Annotated in this window: 12 protein-coding genes and 1 pseudogene; 7 read left to right on the top strand and 6 right to left on the bottom strand. The window is 65.1% G+C overall.

The window, feature by feature from the left end; all coding sequences use genetic code 11:
- Positions 1-26: 26 nt before the first annotated feature.
- Positions 27-224, bottom strand: a complete 198-nt coding sequence (locus tag V6M87_RS21470; RefSeq protein WP_332878712.1) for a hypothetical protein — start codon at positions 222-224, stop codon at positions 27-29.
- Here V6M87_RS21470 and mscL point away from each other — a divergent pair.
- The 3 genes and pseudogenes from mscL to V6M87_RS21455 all read left to right on the top strand — a co-directional run bounded on the left by mscL (position 217) and on the right by V6M87_RS21455 (position 7717).
- Positions 217-639 (top strand): annotated as a pseudogene (gene mscL, locus V6M87_RS21465) (large conductance mechanosensitive channel protein MscL). The gene V6M87_RS21470 and the pseudogene mscL sit on opposite strands and share 8 nt — an antisense overlap.
- Positions 640-791: 152 nt before the next feature.
- Positions 792-5213 carry a PAS domain-containing hybrid sensor histidine kinase/response regulator gene (locus V6M87_RS21460; RefSeq protein ID WP_332878702.1) on the top strand — a complete coding sequence of 1474 codons (4422 nt, stop codon included), beginning with the start codon at positions 792-794 and terminating at the stop codon, positions 5211-5213.
- Between the two features lie 17 nt (positions 5214-5230).
- Positions 5231-7717, top strand: coding sequence for a two-component system response regulator (locus tag V6M87_RS21455; protein ID WP_332878701.1), 2487 nt, complete (start codon positions 5231-5233; stop codon positions 7715-7717).
- Positions 7718-7726: 9 nt separating this feature from the next.
- On the opposite strand, the gene V6M87_RS21450 is transcribed toward V6M87_RS21455, so the two are convergent.
- Genes V6M87_RS21450 through V6M87_RS21430 form a run of 5 tightly spaced genes read right to left on the bottom strand, consistent with a single transcriptional unit; the run spans position 7727 to position 14639 of the window.
- Positions 7727-8680: a diguanylate cyclase gene (locus V6M87_RS21450; protein ID WP_332878700.1), complete on the bottom strand. Its 954-nt coding sequence runs from the start codon at positions 8678-8680 to the stop codon at positions 7727-7729.
- Positions 8680-12057 (bottom strand): ATP-binding protein, encoded by a 3378-nt coding sequence (locus V6M87_RS21445; protein ID WP_332878699.1) that lies wholly within the window; start codon positions 12055-12057, stop codon positions 8680-8682. The genes V6M87_RS21450 and V6M87_RS21445 overlap by 1 nt, the downstream gene beginning before the upstream one ends.
- A gap of 4 nt (positions 12058-12061) precedes the next feature.
- Positions 12062-13072 (bottom strand): ABC transporter substrate-binding protein, encoded by a 1011-nt coding sequence (locus V6M87_RS21440; RefSeq protein WP_332878698.1) that lies wholly within the window; start codon positions 13070-13072, stop codon positions 12062-12064.
- Entirely contained in the window at positions 13066-13812 is a 747-nt protein-coding gene (locus V6M87_RS21435) for a hypothetical protein (protein WP_332878697.1), read from the bottom strand. The genes V6M87_RS21440 and V6M87_RS21435 overlap by 7 nt, the downstream gene beginning before the upstream one ends.
- Complete coding sequence (locus V6M87_RS21430) at positions 13809-14639, bottom strand: alpha/beta fold hydrolase (protein ID WP_332878696.1); 831 nt, start codon at positions 14637-14639, stop codon at positions 13809-13811. The genes V6M87_RS21435 and V6M87_RS21430 overlap by 4 nt, the downstream gene beginning before the upstream one ends.
- 466 nt (positions 14640-15105) lie before the next feature.
- Here V6M87_RS21430 and V6M87_RS21425 point away from each other — a divergent pair, with 466 nt between their 5' ends.
- The 4 genes from V6M87_RS21425 to V6M87_RS21410 all read left to right on the top strand — a co-directional run bounded on the left by V6M87_RS21425 (position 15106) and on the right by V6M87_RS21410 (position 19285).
- Entirely contained in the window at positions 15106-15831 is a 726-nt protein-coding gene (locus V6M87_RS21425; protein WP_332878695.1) for an NADPH-dependent F420 reductase, read from the top strand.
- 304 nt (positions 15832-16135) lie between these two features.
- The gene (locus tag V6M87_RS21420; RefSeq protein WP_332878694.1) at positions 16136-17146 is read left to right on the top strand and encodes a zinc-binding alcohol dehydrogenase family protein; all 1011 of its coding nucleotides are present in this window, start codon (positions 16136-16138) and stop codon (positions 17144-17146) included.
- Between the two features lie 3 nt (positions 17147-17149).
- Positions 17150-18319 carry a mannitol dehydrogenase family protein gene (locus V6M87_RS21415; protein ID WP_332878693.1) on the top strand — a complete coding sequence of 390 codons (1170 nt, stop codon included), beginning with the start codon at positions 17150-17152 and terminating at the stop codon, positions 18317-18319.
- 90 nt (positions 18320-18409) lie between these two features.
- The gene (locus V6M87_RS21410) at positions 18410-19285 is read left to right on the top strand and encodes a GntR family transcriptional regulator (protein WP_332878692.1); all 876 of its coding nucleotides are present in this window, start codon (positions 18410-18412) and stop codon (positions 19283-19285) included.
- Positions 19286-19293 lie beyond the last annotated feature (8 nt).

The raw sequence follows: 19293 nt of genomic DNA, 5'->3' as shown, positions 1-19293 counted from the left end.
CTGCCCTGCTGCGCACCCTGTGTGCATCAATCATGCGACTTCTTGGTGACCGGTTGCCGCTCACCCTCTATTTTTTTGCGTTCACTGGCGTATCCCTTGCGGTACAACTTTGCCAATGCAATGATTTTCTTTATCCCGATCGGCAGGCTGCGCGCTGCCGATGCGGGGGTGTCGTCTCGTTTCGATTTTTTTATGCCAGTCAACCAGGAGCTGGCAATGGGCATGATGAATCAGTTTAAGTAATTTGCAACGAAGGGAAATGTGGTCGACCTGGCCGATGGCGTGATCATCGGCGGTGCATTCGGCAAGATTGTCGATTCGCTGGTACAGGACATTATCATGCCGCCGATCGGGCGCTTGTTGGGCGGGCTGGACTTCGCGAATGACTAAATTGGGCTGAACGGCCATTCCGCTGGCTTGCCGCTGGCCGAAGCAAAGAATGCGGGCGCGGTGCTCGCTTACGGCAACTTTCTCACCATCCTGATCAACTTCCTGATTCTTGCATTCATTATTTTTCAGATGGTGCGCCTGATGAACCGCACGCGCCGCGCCGAGCCTGCGCTGGTGGTGGACGCGACGCCTCCCGCGGAACTGGTTCTGCTGACGGAAATTCGGGACGCGCTTCGTCAAAAATACTGACCATCGGCTTCCTGCATGACCGTTGCGCCAAATGTTGCGAGGTTCACCTTCGGTGGCGGTGATGGTTTTCCAGAACAGAATTCGGAGTAGTATCAGCAGTCGTGTGTGGGGCCATATAGATTCCCTTTGAAGGGTCAGGGGTAGTGTAGATCGTGCATATCAACCTTCGCAATTGCCGCGCTCGGTATGTGGTGCAGCTCGCCGCAGCCGCGGCGGTGCTGGCGAGCGTCGTCGGCGCTCTGATCACGCTGGCCGGCCAGCGCGAGCACGAACGTACCTTGGCCGCCCTGGCGCCTCGCATGGTGTCGTCGGCGCAGCTGCGCGCGGCGGCACTGCTGGCCGACATCGACGACCTGCGCAGCGATACCTTGTTTCTGCGCCAGGTGCCGCACGTTGCCGATCTGGTGCAGGCGGCCGGCGATGGTGCTGGCGACCGCGCCGGGCTGACCACCGACCCGCTCTGGCGCAGTCGGTCCCATGCCATCCTTGCTGCTTTCATGGAAAGCAACAAGGACATTCGCCAGATCGTCCTGTTCGGTGTGGCCAGCCCTGGCCCGGTCCTCGGCGGCGTGCGCCGCGCCCATGGCAGGATCGTCGCAGTGGAGGAGGGCGCAGCACAAGCGCCCGCACTGGTTGAAGCGGTCGCGGGTGCTTCCAGTCTGCGCGCCGGTCAGGCCTGGGTCTCGCCGCTGTCGGCGACCGTCTCCGGCCTGTACGCCGCCAGTCCGGTATTCGACGCGGATGGCGCGCGCGCGGGAACCCTGGCTGTCTCTTACGATAGTGCACCTGCGCTGGCGCGGCTGCGCACGGCGCTCAGCCCTGAATTCGTCCTGTACCTGCTCGATGCTCAGGGACGCGACTTGCTGACCAGCGGCGCCACTGCCACCGATCGCTGGGATCGTGCCCATCCGCCCCTGCCGCAAGACGAGCGCGAACCGGCAGCACTACGCCGGGTGGACGACGCGGGAACCATACTCCATGTGCGCACGGTTGCGCTCAGTTCGGGTATGCACGGTGCAGCGTCGCGCCTGATCCTGGGCCTGCCGGACAAGGCGCTGGCGCCGGCGGTGCGGCAGGCGCAGTTATGGGCCGGCTTCGCGCTTGGCGTGGCCTTGCTGCTTGCCGCCGCCTTGTTCATGGCGTTCCGGCAGATGCGCCGGCGTGAGACGGTGCAGCGCGCCGAACTGGCCGCCATCGCCGACCATGCCTACGACGCCATCATTGGCCAGGATGGGAGCGGGCGCATCACCAGCTGGAACCGTAGCGCTGCATGCCTGTTCGGCTACCCGCACGACACGGCCATTGGCCAGTCGGCCGATGCGCTGTGCGTGCCGCCAGCCCTGCGCGAGGAACAGCGGCGCGCACGTGGGGCGGTGCTGGCGGGTGGTGCCGCGCAGTCGTATGGCACGGTGCGCTGTCGCGCCGATGGCAGTCAAGTGCAGGTGATGACGACCCTGTCGCCGCTGCCCGGCGTGCGGGGGCGCATTGCAGGTGTCGTCGAAACGATCCGCGACCTCACTGCCGAGCAGGAATATGCACATCAGATCGAAGCGAACAACTTGTCGTTGGAACAGCAAGTCGTGCAACGAACCGCCCAGATCGCCAGTGCCATGGCGCTGCAGCGTGCCATTCTCGACCATGCCGGCCACGCGGTCATCGCGACCGACTTGCAGGGTCTGATCACGGTGTTCAACCCGGCTGCCGAGAGCATGCTCGGCTACCATGCGGCAGCGCTGATCGGACAGGCCACGCCGGCGCTGTTGCATGACCCGGCCCAGCTGCAGGCGCGCGCGAGCCTGTTTGCCGCCGAGCTGGGTGACAGCATCGAAGCGGGCTTTGCCGTGATTGTGGCCAAGTCGCTGGGCGGCCTGGCCAATGAACACGAATGGACCTACATCCGCGCTGACGGCAGCACGCTCACGGTGATGCTCTCGGTGACAGTGTTGCGCGGTGCCGATGGCGGCGTCAGCGGCTTTCTTTGCATGGCGGTCGACGTCAGCGCCCAGCGTGCGCAGGAACAGGCGCTCAGCGCGCGTCACCGCTTTCTCGACATCGTGTCACAGGGCTTGCCTGGGATGGTGGCGTACTGGGACGACGGACTGATCTGCCGTTTCGCCAATCACGCCTACCTCGACTGGTTCGGGCGTTCGCGTGAAGACATGCTGGGCCTGCACCTGCGCACCCTGTTGGGAGAGAAATTGTTTCTTGCCAACCAGGCACCGATCAGCGCCGCGCTGGCCGGCGCGGCCCAGCACTTTGAGCGCGAGCTGACCATGGCGAATGGCGAAAAGCGCCAGACCTGGGCGCATTATATTCCCGATATCGACCAGGGCAAGGTGCGCGGCTTCATCGTGCTGGTATCGGATGTCACGGCGCTGAAGTCGGCGCAGATGAAGGTCGAGGCGCTCAATCGCACGCTCGAGGCCCGCACCGAACAGGCCGAAAGTGCCAGCCGCGCCAAGTCGACCTTCCTGGCCAACATGAGCCACGAGATCCGCACGCCCATGAATGCCGTGCTGGGCATGTTGCAGCTGCCGCGGCTGAGTGACCTGGACGAGCGTCAACACGACCATGCCGGCAAGGCCGACACGGCAGCGCGCGGCCTGCTCCGGGTGCTGGACGACATCCTCGACTTTTCGCGGGTCGAGGCCGGCAAGCTGGCGCTGGACCCGCAGCCGTTCGAACTCGACGCGGTCTTGCGCAATGTGGCGGTGATTCTCGCCGACGGCGTGGGCGACAAGCCGATCGAACTGGTGCTGCTGGTGGCGCCGGACGTACCGCACGCGTTCATCGGCGACGCCATGCGGCTGCAGCAGATCCTGATTAATTTATGCGGCAACGCAATCAAATTCACCGCCGCCGGTGAAGTGGCGCTGCGGGTGTGCCGCGCCGCGGACAGCGACACGCCGCTCACGCTGGCGTTCACCGTCGCCGATACCGGTATCGGCATTCCAGCCGACCAATGCGCGCGCATCTTCGACGGTTTTTCGCAGGCCGAAACGTCCACCGCGCGCCGCTACGGCGGCTCCGGCCTGGGCCTGGCGATCAGCCAGCGTCTGGCCCACCTGATGGGCGGGACGCTCAGCGTGACCAGCACGCCCGGGGTCGGCAGCCGCTTCGATCTGAGCGTTCCGCTGCAGGCGCTGCCAGCGCAACGGCCCGCGCTGGCGGCACCCGGTGGCATCTTGCTGGTGGAATCGCATCCAACTGCGCGCTACGTCCTGGCTGGCTATTTTGAAGCGGCGCGCTGGCCGCTGCAGACGCTCGACAGCGGCGTCGCCGCGCTGGCACTGTGCGCAGAGGCGACGCCGGCGGTCGTCTATCTGTCAGTCGCGATCGATGATGTTGCGCCGCGCGCGTTGGTGACGCGCTTGCGGCGGCAGGCGCAGGACCGGCCGCTGCGCGTAATCGGTCTGATGGCCAGCCACGCCGCCGAATTGCAGGCGCGTCGGACTGGCGTGGCCGCACTGTTCGACAGCGTGCTGGTCAAACCGGTGGTGCAGCGCGATTTGCTCGCCGCAGCCAGTGCGTCGCCATCGTCCTTGCGGGGCAGCCCGCGCGCGCCCTTGGCCGGCATGCGCGTGCTGCTGGTGGAAGACAATCCGCTCAACCAGCAGGTGGCAGGCGAGTTGCTGCGCATCGCCGGTGCCAGTGTCGAAGTGGCATCGAGCGCGCCCCAGGCCCTCGATGCACTGCGCGCAGGTCCCGCCTACGACGTGGTGTTGATGGACGTACAGATGCCCGACATGGATGGCTACACCGCAACCGGCCTGATTCGCAATACAGCGGGCCTGGCGCAGCAGATTGTGATCGCCGTGACCGCGAATGCGATGGCCGATGACCGCGGCGCGGCGCTGGCAGCCGGCATGAACGACCACCTGGGCAAGCCGTTCGACCTGCAACGCTTGTGCGAGGTGATTTTGCGCCATACCCGCCCTGGCGCCGTGCCGGCCGCCAGTTGCAAGGCGCCGCCAGTGCTGCCGTCGTTGCAGACGGCCGGCCCGGCGCCGCTCGCGCCAGATGCAGCACTGGCGCGCATGGACGGCAGCCGGCCGGTGTACCTGCGCGCCCTGGCGGGTTTTGCGGCCGAGCTGGACCGTTTTGAAGTCGCTGCAGACGCGGCCTGCGCGGGTGCCGATGCGGCCGCTTTGATGGCGTGTTGCCACACCGTCAAAGGGGTCAGCGCCATGGTGGGTGCCGATGAAATGGCCGCCCTCAGCGGCGCGGCAGAGGCGGCACTGCGTGGCGGCGCAGCGGCCGCGACGATCGACTGCCAGGCATTGCGGCAGGCCGCGGTGCGGGCACGCGCTGCAGCACGGCAGGCGCTCGGGCCGGCGCAGGAGACAGTTGCCGATGACGGCGCGTCAGCGGATCTGCCGCCGGCGCTGGAGCGGTTGCAACAGCAACTGCTGGCATCGAACCTGGCGGCGCTCACCACCTTCGAGAGCGTGCGTGCAACGCTCGCCCGACAGGCGCCTGAGCACTATGTGGCGCTGGCTGCGGCGATCGGGCAATTGCAGTTCAGCCGCGCCGCCACCCTGTGCGGCCAGTTGCGGGCCGACATCCCGATTTGAAGAAAGCACGATAAGGTATGAACCAACTGAACCCAGCAGCCGCAGCCTATCCGGGCGCGACGCCGCCGATACTCATCGTCGACGACGTCGTCGCCAATATCGAGCAGCTTGGCAGCGCGCTGACAGGGCTCGCGCCCGTGTTGTTCGCCACCAGCGGTCCGGCGGCGCTGGCGCTGGCCGAGCTGCACGTGCCCGACGTGATCCTGCTCGATATCGAAATGCCAGGCATGGACGGCTATGCGGTCTGCCGGGCACTGCAGGCGTCGCCGCGCACCGCCCGTTGCGCCATCATTTTCGTCACCAGCCACGCAGCGGCGCGGCACGAGCTGCTGGCGCTGAACGAGGGCGCCATCGATTTCCTGCAAAAGCCCTTCGATTTCGCGGTTGCCCGTGCGCGCGTACGCAACCAGCTGGCGCTGCAGGCGCGCACCCGCGAACTGCGCGCCGTGCGGCGCGATCTGACCGAGCTGCTGCACGCCTTGCCCGCGTTTGTCGCCTACTGGGATGCCGACTTCATCAATCGATACAGTAACGACCGCGACGGGCGCTGGTTCGGTCTGACCCCGGACGGCATGCGCGGCCAGAGCCTCGAACGGGTGGTCGGCGCCGACAACGGCGCGCGGCTGCGCGCGCTGGCGCTGTCAACCGGTACAGCAGGCGATGCGCAGCTGGAGGTACGCATCGGCGCGGAAGGCGTCGCGCCCTTGTATTGCCAGGCAGCGCTGGTGCGCCGCGATCGCGCCGGCGAGGGCGCGGGTTGGCTGCTGCTGCTCACTGACGTGAGCGCGGCCCGGATGGCGCAGATGGCGCTGGACGAGGAGCGCGAAAAGTTTCGCATCACGCTGACCTCGATCGGTGACGCGGTCATCGCGACCGATTGCCAGGGGGTGGTAACGTTTATCAACCCGGTGGCGGAAATCATGACTGGCTATTGCGCCAGCGAGGCGCTGGGCGCGCCGGTGGAAACGGTCATGCCACTGTGCATAGGTGCCAGCGGGCAGGCCAGCGTCAACCCGGTCCGCGTGGCCTTGCGCGAAAACCGCATTGTCGGCATGGCCTTCGATTCACAGCTCATCCGGCGCGACGGCCGCCGTTATGCGGTCGAAGATTCGGCAGCGCCGATTCTCGACGCCAGCGGCGTGCAAAGCGGCGCCATCATCGTGTTTCACGACGTCAGCGAAGCGCGCGCAATGGCATTCAAGATGACCCACCTGGCCCAGCACGACGCACTCACCGATTTGCCCAACCGCGTCTTGCTGCGTGACCGCACCAGCCAGGCGCTGGAACATGCCAGCCGCAGCGGCATGCGGGTGGCGCTGCTGTTGCTCGACCTGGACAACTTCAAGGCCATCAACAGCGCCATCGGCCACGCGATCGGCGATGCCCTGCTCAAGCAGCTGGCCGAGCGTCTGCGCGGCGCATTGCGGGTGAGCGACACCATCAGCCGTCAGGGTGGCGATGAATTCATTATCCTGATGCCGGCCCTCGATGCAGTGTCCCACGCTGACCATGTGGCGCGCGCATTGCTGGCGCTGGTCGCAGTGCCGCTGTGGCACGAAGGCGCGCGCTACGACCTGACCGCAAGTATCGGCCTGAGCCTGTACCCGGACGATTGCGTGGAACAGGACGCCATGTACCGCCATGCCGATGCGGCGATGTACAAGGCCAAGCAGGAAGGCAAGAACCGGCATCGTTTCTTCGCCGCAGACATCGAGGAAAAATTGCTTGCACGCAATTCTCTTGATCGCAATCTGCGCATCGCGCTTGACGAACGGCAGTTCACCATTGCGTACCAGCCCAAGGTGGACGCACGCAACCGCCGTATCCTCGGGCTGGAAGCGCTGATTCGCTGGCACCGTAGCGTCGGCATGCTGGTCTCGCCTGCCGAGTTCATTCCGCTGGCCGAGGAAACCGGCATGATCGTACAGATCGGCGCTTTTGTGCTGGAGCAGGTATGCGGCGCGCTGGCGGAACTGGTCAATGCTGGCTGCGCGACCCGCATCGGCGTGAATATCTCCGGTAAAGAATTTCAGGAAGAGGGCTTTGCCGACCGGGTCGAGGCGGCCATCGCGCTGGCCGGTGTGCCTGCCGCCTTGCTGGAACTGGAGATCACGGAAGGCACGCTGATGCAGGACATCGTGCGCTCGCGCGCCAACCTGCTACGGCTCAAGCAGATCGGCGTCAGTATCAGCATCGACGACTTCGGCACCGGTTATTCCAGCCTGGCCTACCTGAAGAACTTCCCCATCGATGTGTTGAAGATCGATCAGTCGTTTGTGCGCGACATGCTGGGCAACCGCAGCGACGCCTCGATTATTTGCGCAATTATTCACCTGGCCAACAGTCTGGGCATGACGCTGCTGGCCGAAGGGGTCGAGCAGCAGGCCCAGGCGGACGCGCTGGTGCAGATGGGCTGCACCAATATGCAAGGCTATCTGTACGCGCGTGCGCTGCCGCTGGCGCAGTTGCGCGTCATGCTGGCAGCCGGTTCGCTCGATGCCTGAGGCCGATCCTCAGGACTGATCGGGCAGGCAGCAGACGCGCCCGCGCCCTTCGCGCTTGGCGCGGTAGAGGTGGGCATCGGCGGCGCTCACCAGGCTCGCTACACTGTCGCCTGGATCCTGCCTGGAAACGCTGGCAACCCCGATGCTCACTGTGATGATGCCTTCCGGGGCATCGGCATGCGCCAGCGCTAGCTTGCGGATCGCCTGTTCGATCTCCCTGGCCTTGGTCAGCGCGCCATGGCGCCCTGTATCGGGCAGGATGCAGGCGAATTCCTCGCCGCCGTAGCGCGCTGTCAGATCGTGTGGACGGCGCACGGTGGCCTTGATGACGCCGGCGATCGCGCGCAGGCAGACGTCGCCCTGCTGGTGGCCGTAGTGGTCATTGTATTTCTTGAAATGATCGACGTCGATCATCAGCAGTGAAAGTGGCTGGCCGCTGCGTCCACAACGGCGCCACTCGGCGTCCAGCACGTGATCGAACTGGCGCCGGTTGGCTACGCCGGTCAGTCCGTCGACCAGCGCCAACAGCCGCAGCAGGTCGGCCTGGCGCTTGATGGTCAGCTGGGTCTGGACCCGGGCGCGCACGACGGTGGCATGAAACGGCTTGGTGATGAAGTCGGCACCGCCCACCTCGAAGCCCTGCACCTCGTCGAGTGGATCGGCGTTGCCTGTCACAAAAATAATCGGGATATCGCAGTTGCGTGAATCTTGCTTGAGTGCTTCGCACAGGGCGTAGCCGCCGATGCCGGGCATGACAACGTCGAGCAGGATCAGGTCGGGCCTGCGCAGGGCGCAGAACGCCAGTGCTTCGATCCCATTGACCGCCATGCACACTTCGTAGCTGTCCTGGAAGATGGCGTACAAGGTCTGAATATTGCTGGGCTGGTCGTCGACCACCAGCAACAACGGGGCTGACTCTGTGGTGCCGCTGAGCTGGTCGCTGACATAGTGAAAATCATGCATTAATTCAGATCCTTGCGCAGTGCCTTGCTGCAGGTGAGGGCGGTCTTGAAGTCCAGTGTGGACATGGCCGCGGCGAGTGGTTGCAGATGCCGACCCAGATGCGCGCCAAAATTGCTCTCGAGTTTAGCAAATACGGCGGTTGCACGCATATTCGATTGCCCTAGTAGCATCTCGAGTTCATCCATGGTTGCGGGCAGGTCGGACAGGGGCGCAGAGGGCCGTGGCGACGCTGGCCGGTTGGCCTGTTCGATCAGCTGCAATTCCAGCACGATCTCGTCAGATGCCGCGCTCAGCTGGGACAGCGCCTCGGTGCAGTCGAGCGCGCCAGGCGCCGTGCGCAGGGCTTGTTCCAGCTTGCCCGCCAATTGCTGCAGGGCGTCGGCGCCGACCATGCCGGCGCTGCTTTTGAAGATATGCAGGCAGTCGGCCGCGGCGTCCCATTCTGCCAGGGCGAACATGCTGCGCAACTGCGGCAGCAAGGCCGCGCTCTGGCTGGCAAAGCCGTCGCCGGCCGAGAAGTACAGCGCAGCATTGCCGCCGACGCGGCGCAGTGCGCCTGCATAATCGATGTGCGCCGCGGCGTCCCGGGACAGCGGCTGTGGTGCAGGCCCGGCGGGCGGCGCCTGCTGCCGGCAATGGCGCAGCAGCGCCGCCACCACCTGGTCGAGATCGATCGGCTTGTTCAGGTGATCGTCCATGCCGGCCGCCAGCGAACGTTCGCGGTCGCCCTGCATGGCATGCGCGGTCATTGCCAGAATCGGCAGGCGGCTGGCGCCGGGTGCGCCGGCACGGATCGCCTGGCAAGCTGCGTAGCCGTCCATGCCCGGCATTTGCACGTCCATCAGGATGGCGTCGAAGTCCGCCGCGGGCGCCAGCGCCAGATTCAGCGCAGCCTGGCCGCCATCGGCCACGGTAACCAGCGCCCCGCGCATGACCAGCAGCGCGCGCGCCACCTGCTGGTTCAGGGGATTGTCGTCGACCAGCAAAATATGCAGGCCGGACAGTGGCAGCGCCTTGACGTCGATGACGCGCCGGCTTTCTTCGTGTGGTGCGCTGGCAGCCCGGTTGACCGGGCTGGCCAGCGCCGCCTGCAGCGGCAGCGAAAAACTGAACACACTGCCGATACCGGGCGTGCTCCGGACGTTCAGGTGGCCACCCATCAGGCCGACCAGGCGCTGGCTGATCGCCAGGCCGAGTCCGGTGCCACCGTAGCGGCGCGTGGTCGATGCCTCGCCCTGGCTGAACGGGTCGAAGATCGCGTCGATCTGCTCGTGGGCGATGCCGATTCCGGTGTCGCTGACGGCAAAGGCGATGGCGCCATGCTCGCCCTGGGCGATGGTCAGGCTGACGCTGCCGGCAGGCGTAAACTTGATGGCGTTGCCGGCCAGGTTGATCAGGACCTGACGCAGGCGCAGGGCGTCACCGCACAAATATGCTGGCAGGCTGGGGTCGATGTTGATCAGCAGATCGAGGTCCTTGTCGCCGATCAGGCCACCCAGCACACTGGAGAGCTCGGTTGCCAGCTGTGCAGGCGCGAATGGATGCAGGTCCAGGGCCAGGCCGTCGGCCTCGATGCGGGACAGGTCGAGGATGTCGTTGAGCAGGGTCAGCAGCGAACCCGCAGCCGCCAGTGACTTGTCGATATAGTCCTGTTGCACGGCATCGAGTTCGGTGTAGTCGAGCAACTGCAACATGCCGATCACCGCATTCATGGGGGTGCGAATTTCATGACTCATATTCGCCAGGAAGTCGCTCTTGGTGCGGCTGGCTGCCTGGGCTGCATCGCGCGCGGCGATCAGTTCGTGCTGGCGCCTTTGCTCGGGACCCACATCGCGTGCCAGGCCGAGAAAGCCGAGCGCTTCACCATCTGCGCCGGTGACGGCCGAGACTGTGAGGCTGACCGGCAACTGGCTGCCATCCTTGCGGCAGTATGTCCATACTTGCGCATCCGACCCAACGTTGCGCACCTTTTGCAATACTGCATCGTAGGGATTCTGGTGGCCCCCGGCGGCGGCGCGCTCGGCCAGTTCCAGCGGGTCGTGCAGCAGCGCCGGGCTGGTCTGGCCAACCAGTTCGGCGGCGCGATAGCCGAGCATGCGTTCGGCGCCGGCGCTGAACAGCTCGATGGTGCCGTCAACGCCGGTCAGGATGATGGCCACGTCGCGGGCGGCATCGACCACCCCGCGCAGTTGCGCCAGCGCCGCGGCCTGGCCGGCCTCGGCCTGGCGCAAGGCGCTGATGTCGCTGACAAAGCCATAAAACCCCTTGACGGTGGTTCCATCCAGATCGGGAATGTAGGAAAACAGTGCCTGACGGACGGTGCCGTCGGCCATGCCCACTTCCGCTTCATACAGCGCCGGTCGGCCTTGCAAGACCTCGGCCACGCGCGGCTGATGGGCGGCAAAACGTTTTTTTCCAATCAAGTCGAGCATGCTGCGCCCGCGCAGCGCTTCCGGGGGCAGGCCCAGCCAATCGCGTGCCGCACCGTTGGCGAACTGGTTGACCAGGTCGCGGTCCCAGTACACCACCAGCGCGGGGGTGTGATCGAGGATGGCTTGCAGGTCCGCGCGCGCGCGGTGCAGCGCGCTGATGCTTTCCTCCAGCGACTGCTGGGCCTGCCGGCGCGCGGCGATTTCCTGTGCGGCCACTGCGCCGCTGTGTTCCAGGCGGCCGGTCATCGTATCGAAGGCCTGTGCCAGATAGCCCAGTTCGTTTGAGGATTGCATGCCGGCGCGCGCCGCCAGGTTACCGGCGCCCACGGCCTCCATGGCAGACTTGAGCGTGTCGATCGGCTGCAGCACGCGCCAGCGGATGGCAATGCTGCCAAGCGCAATCAGTCCCCCGAGCGTGACCACGTTGACCAGCATCAGGATCAGCAACTGGTAGTGCGAGTTGTCCAGCGCTTCGCGGCTGATACGGGCCAGCGCGAAGGCGTCGTCGGTCATCGCCTGGGTCGCCACCAGCAGCGCAGCAATCACCGGCGCCGCCGTTTCCCGTTCGGCGCCACCAGCGAGCAACGGCGCCACGCCCGGTGCGGTGAGGCTGGCATACAGGCGGTCGATGACCTCGAGATTGCTGCGTTCGCGCGCCTGCAAGGACCGCGCCGTGGGCGTGCCGGGCGACAGTTCGTCCAGTGCGGTGCGAAAGCTGTCGACGCGGCGGCGCCATTGGTCATCGGTGCGCGCCTGCTGGTAGAGGGCCGTCTCGATGCCGAGATAGCGGAACTGGCTCACGGCGCGCGCCACGGCTTCGGCTTTGGCGGCCTGGGCCGCCTCCGCCTTGACCAGCCTGCTCGCGTACAGGGTGATCGACAGGCACGCTGCCACGGCAGCGGCAGCAAACAGCATGAACCAGGTGGTTTGGCGATGGAATGTCATGCGTTCAATGGATAATCGTGACCGCGGCCGGCGCCACCGCCGCCAACGGGCGCGGGTCGAGCGCATCGAGATAGTTAGGCACCGTTCCCGCCGCGATCAGGCCTTTGCGCACGGCCCAGCGGGTCTGGTCGTCCAGCGACAATAGCAGCGTCTGGTCGAGCGAAAGCGCGAAGTCTTCGGGACGGAAGGACGCTTTGAGCTGCTGCGGCCGCAAACCGACCGCCGCGGCAATCAGGCTCGCGGCCTGGCCCGGCTGCTGCTGGATGTCGCCAACCGCCGCCGCCATCGCCTGCAGCGCACTGCGCACGGCCTCGGGATGGGCTTCGATGAAGCTGCGTTTTCCAACCAGCAGGGAGCGATAGACATACAGGTCGGGAAGACGCATGACGACGGCGTTGTTTCCCTGTTCGTGCAGAATATTGGCCAGCATCGGGGTCCCGGCCGTGACGGCGTCAACTTCGCCCTCGCTCAGCGCTGAAGCGACCTGGTCTGGCTGCAGCTGAACGATGGCGGGCGGACCCGATGGCATGCGGCCGGTGCCGATCATCAGATCCAGAAAATATTCTGCATTCGTGCCTCTGACAGTGCCGACGTGCCTGCCGCTGATATCGCCAAGGGCGGTGATGCCACGGTCGCGCCGGCCCACCAGCGCCATCACCTGGCGTGACGCATACACGGTGGCGATCGCCGCAATCGGTGCACCACGCTGGCTGGCCAGCATGAACGGCACGTCGGCCACCAACGCCAGGTCGGCCTGGTCGTCGAGCACGGCCTGCAATGCCTGCTTTCCCAGGGTGTAGGAGCGCACGTTGACGGCGATCGACCGGGCGTCAAAATGGCCATGGTCGCGCGCGACAAAGACGGCGCCGCTACTCAGTTGGCGCGGCACGGCGATCGTCATCCCGGATGGCGCCGCGCCGGGCGCAGGCGCGGACGTCGTCGCATACCATCCCAGCACCAGCGCAGCGAGCAGGATGCCCGCCACAGCGATGATCATACGGCGCTGTTTCAGCATACCGGCTCCGTGTTTTGTTCCACCATGAAGCAGCCATCGACGATGCCAGTGCTGTTCCTGCTCGACAGGTAGGCGGCGCGCCAGGCGCCGGCGGCGGCGGCGACCTGCGCCGCGTTGCAGTCGTCATCGCCGCGCAAGGCTGCTTCGAGGTGGCCGCGGTGCTGCGTGCAAGTCGCCGCATCGAACACTTCGTGCCACGCACAATTTTCCAGGCTGGGCAGGCTGCGCCCGGTCAGCATGGCAAAGCGGATGCTGGCGAAGCGGCAGCGTGCCGCCAGATCGAAGAAGGCAATCGCGCGGCCGCTGGCGTCGGCCAGGCGCTGGGTGAAACGCCGTTGCACATCGGCCAGTTCGGCGCTCGCTTCGCTGCGGTTGCGCGATTTGATCAGTTCTGCTTCGAAGCGACTGCGCTCGTGCGCCACGAACAATGCCCACACGTAGCAGGGCGTGCCCGCCAGCGTGCCACTGGCGATATTGACCATCACTGGCAGCCGCTCGCCCTGTTGGGTGCGCAGGTGCAGATAGATTTCACGCACTTGTCCTTCGCGCATCAGCATCGGCAACAGATGGGTCTGCAGAAAAATGCGGCTGGCCGGCGGCATCATCTGCTCGACTGCGGCAGGTCGCGTCGCACCGCCAACGGCGCCGATGGTGCGCAGCAGTTCCTGGTTCATCTGCAAAATGGCGCCGCTGCTGTCTGTGTGCAAGATGGCGCAGGGCAGATCATCGAAGGTGTTCATGGTACCCGCACGCCCGGCTGACTCCCGCCGGCCGGCAAGAATGCGCGCATGGCCGTCACCACCTGCTCCGGGTGGCTCATGTGGGCACAGTGGCCGGTGACATCGAGTACTTGCATCTTGCTGCCGGCCAGCTGACCGTGGACAAAATCGCCCACGGACAAGGGGGCCAGCGTATCTGCGCGGTGCTGCAGGATCAGCGAGGGGACGGTGACCTTTTCCAGATCGGTGCGGTTGTCGGCAAAAAACGTCGCGCGTGCGAACAGGCGCGCCGCGTCCGGATCGGTGGTGCAGAAACTGGCTGCAAGTTCGCGCCCGGTGGTGGCCGCTTGCGGCGCGCCGGCGACCACCGGTGCCAGGTAGTCGGCCCAGCCAATGTAGTTGTGGTCCATCAGATCGAGCAGGCCATCGAGGTCTTCCCGCTCGAAGCCGCCGTGATAGGACGGCGGATGATTCAGGAAGCACGGCGAGGGGCCCAGCAGGATCATTTGTGCGAACAGGCGAGGGCGCGCGATCGACGCCAGCCAGCCGATGCTGCAGCTGACCGAATGGCCGACAAAATGCACGCCCTCGTGCAGGCCGAGGGCGTCGCACACGCCAAGCAGATCGTCAACGTAGCCGGCCAGTGAGCTGTAGCGCTCACGGTCGGGCGTCAGCGCCGCGACCCCGCTGCCGGAATAGTTGAACAGCACTTGCCGATACTGCTGGTCGAAGGCGGGCGTGATGCGATGCCACATGTCCTGGTTGCAACCAAAGCCGTGTGCATACAAAATGGTGGGTCCGCTGCCTGGGAGGTCCCTGACCTGGTGCCGCGCGATGATATCGGACATTTGCCGTTCCTTAAAACCGGGTTCAACGCACTAGTACGTGCGGTGCCGCGCGTCGGCCAGACTCGGCGCAAAAAGCGCGGACACGGGCGGACATGCTTGGCGAAAAACCTCGGGCCTGGGAGGCGATTCTTGCGCTTGAATGCAGCGTTCGGGGCTGCCGGTAAATTGCTGGCCGCCGGGTTGGGCGGCGCATTTCACAGGCTCTTTTATTCTAGACCAATGGGCAGCGAGTGACAATCAAATGTTACCTTTGAATAAGGTAGAAACTGTTGTGCCGGAATCGCCTGCGCTGTACCACCACCTTCGACCGGTCGCTCATGCGACTGAACCGTACGACACGCCGCAACGTTGAAGTGTAACATCGAGTTAGTCTCTGCCATCTCCATTGAGTAACAGATATTTCCCCACCGTGAACGCCGGTGTAGGCAACGCCTCGCCGTGCAAAACGCTTAAATCTAAGGACTATATGAACATTGGAATCATCGGAGCCGGCCACATCGGCAGCGCCCTCGCCACGCGCCTGGTCATCCTGGGGCACTCGGTCTACATTGCCAACTCGCGCGGGCCTGACACGCTCAAAGAGGTCGCCCAAAAGACCGGCGCGAAGCCGGTGACAGCCCAGGAAGCTGCCCGCCACGGCGACATCATCGTGGTCACCATTCCGCTCAAAAACATACCCGACCTGCCGAAAGATCTGTTCGCGGACGTGGCGGCCGACGTTCCGGTCATCGACACCAGCAACTATTACCCAATATTGCGCGACGGCCACATCCCTGAGCTGGAGACGGGTGACCTCACCGAAAGCGAATGGGTGCAGCAGCACCTGGGACGCCCGCTGGTGAAGGTATTCAACAACATCTATGCCGACCATCTCCAGAACAAGGGCCTGCCCGCCGGCACGCAAGGTCGCATCGCGCTGCCGGTGGCCGGCGACGACCCGGCGACCAAGCAGAAAGTGATGGCCCTGGTCGAGGCATTGGGCTTTGACGCCGTGGACGACGGCAGCCTGCACGAGTCCTGGCGGCAGCAACCCGGTACGCCCTGCTACGGTGCAGACCTGCCCGCTGACAAACTGCGCGCGCATTTCACCGAGCTGGGCCCCCAGCGCACCGAGGCCCAGCACGCCGAGTACCTGGCCAACCACGCCAAGCAGGAGCGGGCAATGGCCGCGCAAGGGGAGCAACTGAAGTAGCGACCTGCCGCATCACTGGCCAGGCAGAACGCCTGCGCCAGGCACGGCCGGGACGGCACCACCAACGGCATTGTTCGTCGGTAAAGCAATATTTTTATATTTATAAAAAACCACGTTGACGTGCCGGTTCCGGGCGCGATATATTGGCAACGAAGCAAGCGATAGTGCGTGCAGGCGATCAACGATCGCTTGCACGCAGTTGACGGGCGAGCGGGCGGGAAGGGCATCAGGCTCTTTTCTTTTTTCTGCGAATGTCTTTTATATATAAAAACCGAGTATTGCGTCTACAGGAAGCGAGATAGCGATGAGAACAGTGGTCTGTGACACGCCCGGCAGTGTCCGCATGGAAGAGCGCCCGGTTCCGGTGCCCGCCGATGGCGAGGTGCTCATCCGCATTCGCCGTATCGGCATTTGCGGCACCGACATGCACATTTTTCGCGGCACCCAGCCTTTTCTCAGTTATCCACGCGTCATGGGCCATGAATTGTCGGGCCAGGTGGAATCGGCGCCGTCGGGCTCCACGCTGGTTGCCGGCGACCAGGTTTACGTGATGCCCTACCTGTCATGCGGCAGCTGCATCGCCTGTCGTGCGGGCAAGACCAACTGCTGCACCCGCATCGAAGTTCTGGGCGTGCACCGCGATGGCGGCATGACCGAATTGATTGCCTTGCCCGAGTGCTTCGTGGTGAAGACCGAAGGGATATCGCTGGACGAAGCCGCCATGATCGAGTTTCTCGCCATTGGCGCCCACGCGGTGACGCGCGGAGCCGTCAAGGCGGGCGCCAACGTGCTGGTCGTTGGCGCAGGGCCGATCGGCATGGCGGTCATGCTGTTTGCCAAGCTCAAGGGCGCGAACGTCACGGTGCTCGATGCCCGCGCCGATCGCCTGGCATTTTGCCGCACCACCTTCGGGATCGAGCGCACGGTGGCAACCGGCCCGGAAGACAAGGCGGCGCTGGCCGCGTACACCAACGACGAGTTCTTCGACCTCGTGTTCGATGCCACCGGCAACATCAAGGCCATGGAGCGTGGACTGGAATTTGTCGCCCACGGCGGCACGTACGTGCTCGTTTCGATCGTGCGCGACATGCTGTCCTTTTCCGATCCGGAATTTCACAAGCGCGAAACCACCCTGCTCGGCAGCCGCAACGCCACCGTTGCCGACTTCGAGGAAGTGGTCGCCGCCATGAAGGCCGGCCTGGTGCCGACCACACTGCTCAATACCCACCGCACCACACTCGACGCCTTCACCAGCGTGCTGCCGTTGTGGATGGAGCCGTCGAGCGGTGTCATCAAGGCGATCGTCGAGGTCTGAGGCATGCACAATCCGATCCTCCAGTTCGGTACCAGCCGCTTCCTGCAGGCCCACGCCGACTTGTTCATCAGTGAAGCGCTCACCCGCGGCGACGCGCTCGGCCACATCACCATCGTGCAAAGCACCGACAGTGCGCAGAGCGCCCGCCGCGTTGCCGCCTTCAACCAGCCCGGCGGCTTTCCGGTCCATATTCGCGGCTGGGAAGGCCAGGCGGCGGTGGCACGAGAGCACCAGGTCACGTCGGTGACGCAGGCGCTGCAGGCGCGCGGCGACTGGGCGCACATCCGCGCCGCTGTGGCAAGCGATGTGCAAGTCATCCTGTCGAACACCGGCGATGCCGGGTACGTGCTCAGCGCCGCCGACCATGCCGGATTGCTCGACGGCGCGGTCGCGCCGCGCAGCTTTCCGGCCAAGCTGCTGGTACTTTTGCACGGGCGCTATCAGCATGGCGCCGCAGCGCTGTCGATTTTTCCCTGCGAACTGGTGACCGACAACGGCACCGTCCTGCGCGACCTGGTGCTGCAGCTGGCGCGCGACTGGGCGCTCGACGCCGCCTTCCTCGCGTGGTTGCGCGCCGACTGTATCTGGGTCAATTCACTGGTGGACCGGATCGTGTCCGAGCCGCTCGAACCAGTCGGTGCGGTGGCCGAGCCGTACGCGCTGTGGGCGGTGGAAGCGCAAGCGGGCATGGTGCTGCCATGCGTGCATCCGCAATTGATCGTGACGAGCCGGCTCGAGCCATTCGAACGGCGCAAGCTGTTCCTGCTCAATCTCGGCCACAGCTTCCTGGCCGAGCAATGGCTCGCTGCGGGCGGACCGGCCGATTGCACCGTGCTCCAGGCCATGTCGGACGAGACCATGCGGCGTTCTCTTGAAGCAGTCTGGATCGAAGAGGTGCTGCCGGTGTTCGCGGCGCTGGGCGAGGCGCTGTCCAGCGCCGCCTACCTGCAGCAGGTGCGCGACCGCTTCAGCAACCCCTACCTGGCGCATCGGCTGGCCGATATCGCGCAAAATCACGCGCAAAAAAAGCAGCGCCGCTTCGCGCCTGTGCTCACGCTTGCCAGGCAGCTCGGTCTGAACCTGCCGCAACACCGTCTGCAAGCCGCACTGGACGGGGCGACAGCATGCGCGCCGCCGTTGATGAATACCCATGGATGTTATCGACTAAAATGATTCCCCAACATTTATTCTCCGGCGCCGCTGCCGCAGTGGCCGCCAATACCGATGCCGAAACCAGCGACCGTCTTCAAACGGTGTACCAATTTGTTGCTCCATTATCTGGCCGAAAACGTGGCGCTGGACCAGGCGCTGCCGACGGAGCAGCATCTGACCACGGTCTGCCAGGGCAGCCGGACGGCCGTGCGCAGTGCCATCGCCTACCTGGCAACGCGGCGCCTGATCGCCAGCCTGGCCGAGCGGCGCCTGTTGCGCAAGCCGGTTCCGGGCGACTACTTCGACGTCGCCGAATTGCAGTCCGGCGCGGACCGCATCCAGCAAGTCCTGATGGAACGGGTGTACCAGCGCGACATGCCGCCGGGCGCCGAATTTTCGGAAACCGAACTGGCGCGCGAGGCCGGCGCCAGCACGGTCAGCGTACGCGAATTCCTGATCGGCTTTTCGCGCTTCGGCCTGATCGAAAAGAAGCCGCGCGGTGGCTGGCGCCTGTGCGCCTTCGATCTCTCGTTCGCGACCGAACTGGCCGACATGCGGCGCATGTTCGAACTGGCCGCAGTGGAGAAGTTTGCCAGCCTGCCCCCGGCCGATCCGGCCTACAAGCAGCTGGCCCGCTTGATCGTGGCGCACGAAAAGATGGAAGCAAAAATCGATACGCGCCACAGCGCCTTTCCGGCGCTCGACCGCGAGTTCCACACCTTCCTGATTGGCCTGCTGGAGAACCGGTTTGCCCAGGGCTTCTACGATATCGTCTCGTTCGTGTTCCATTATCATTACCAGTGGGACAAGCGCTCGGAGATGGGACGCAACAAGTACGCGCTGCAGGAACACCTGGCGATCCTGCGCGCGCTGGCGGCGCACGACGGGCCGCGCGCGGTGGCGTGCATGCAGGAACACCTGGCTTCCTCGCGCCGCACCATGCTTGCGGCAATCGGCGAGCGCGGCAACGCTGCCAGGGCCGCGTAAGGTCCCGC

Source organism: Massilia sp. S19_KUP03_FR1 (genome assembly GCF_036688685.1).
Lineage (GTDB): Bacteria > Pseudomonadota > Gammaproteobacteria > Burkholderiales > Burkholderiaceae_D > JALYUM01.
This window is presented reverse-complemented; position numbering and strand designations above follow the sequence as displayed.

Coding starts and splice junctions, on each gene's coding strand:
- V6M87_RS21455 (WP_332878701.1), top strand. CDS start 5,231: ATGAACCAACTGAACCCAGCAGCCGCAGCCTATCCGGGCGCGACGCCG.
- V6M87_RS21430 (WP_332878696.1), bottom strand. CDS start 14,639: ATGTCCGATATCATCGCGCGGCACCAGGTCAGGGACCTCCCAGGCAGC.
- V6M87_RS21470 (WP_332878712.1), bottom strand. CDS start 224: ATGCCCATTGCCAGCTCCTGGTTGACTGGCATAAAAAAATCGAAACGA.
- V6M87_RS21420 (WP_332878694.1), top strand. CDS start 16,136: ATGAGAACAGTGGTCTGTGACACGCCCGGCAGTGTCCGCATGGAAGAG.
- V6M87_RS21450 (WP_332878700.1), bottom strand. CDS start 8,680: ATGCATGATTTTCACTATGTCAGCGACCAGCTCAGCGGCACCACAGAG.
- V6M87_RS21425 (WP_332878695.1), top strand. CDS start 15,106: ATGAACATTGGAATCATCGGAGCCGGCCACATCGGCAGCGCCCTCGCC.
- V6M87_RS21415 (WP_332878693.1), top strand. CDS start 17,150: ATGCACAATCCGATCCTCCAGTTCGGTACCAGCCGCTTCCTGCAGGCC.
- V6M87_RS21435 (WP_332878697.1), bottom strand. CDS start 13,812: ATGAACACCTTCGATGATCTGCCCTGCGCCATCTTGCACACAGACAGC.
- V6M87_RS21440 (WP_332878698.1), bottom strand. CDS start 13,072: ATGCTGAAACAGCGCCGTATGATCATCGCTGTGGCGGGCATCCTGCTC.
- V6M87_RS21445 (WP_332878699.1), bottom strand. CDS start 12,057: ATGACATTCCATCGCCAAACCACCTGGTTCATGCTGTTTGCTGCCGCT.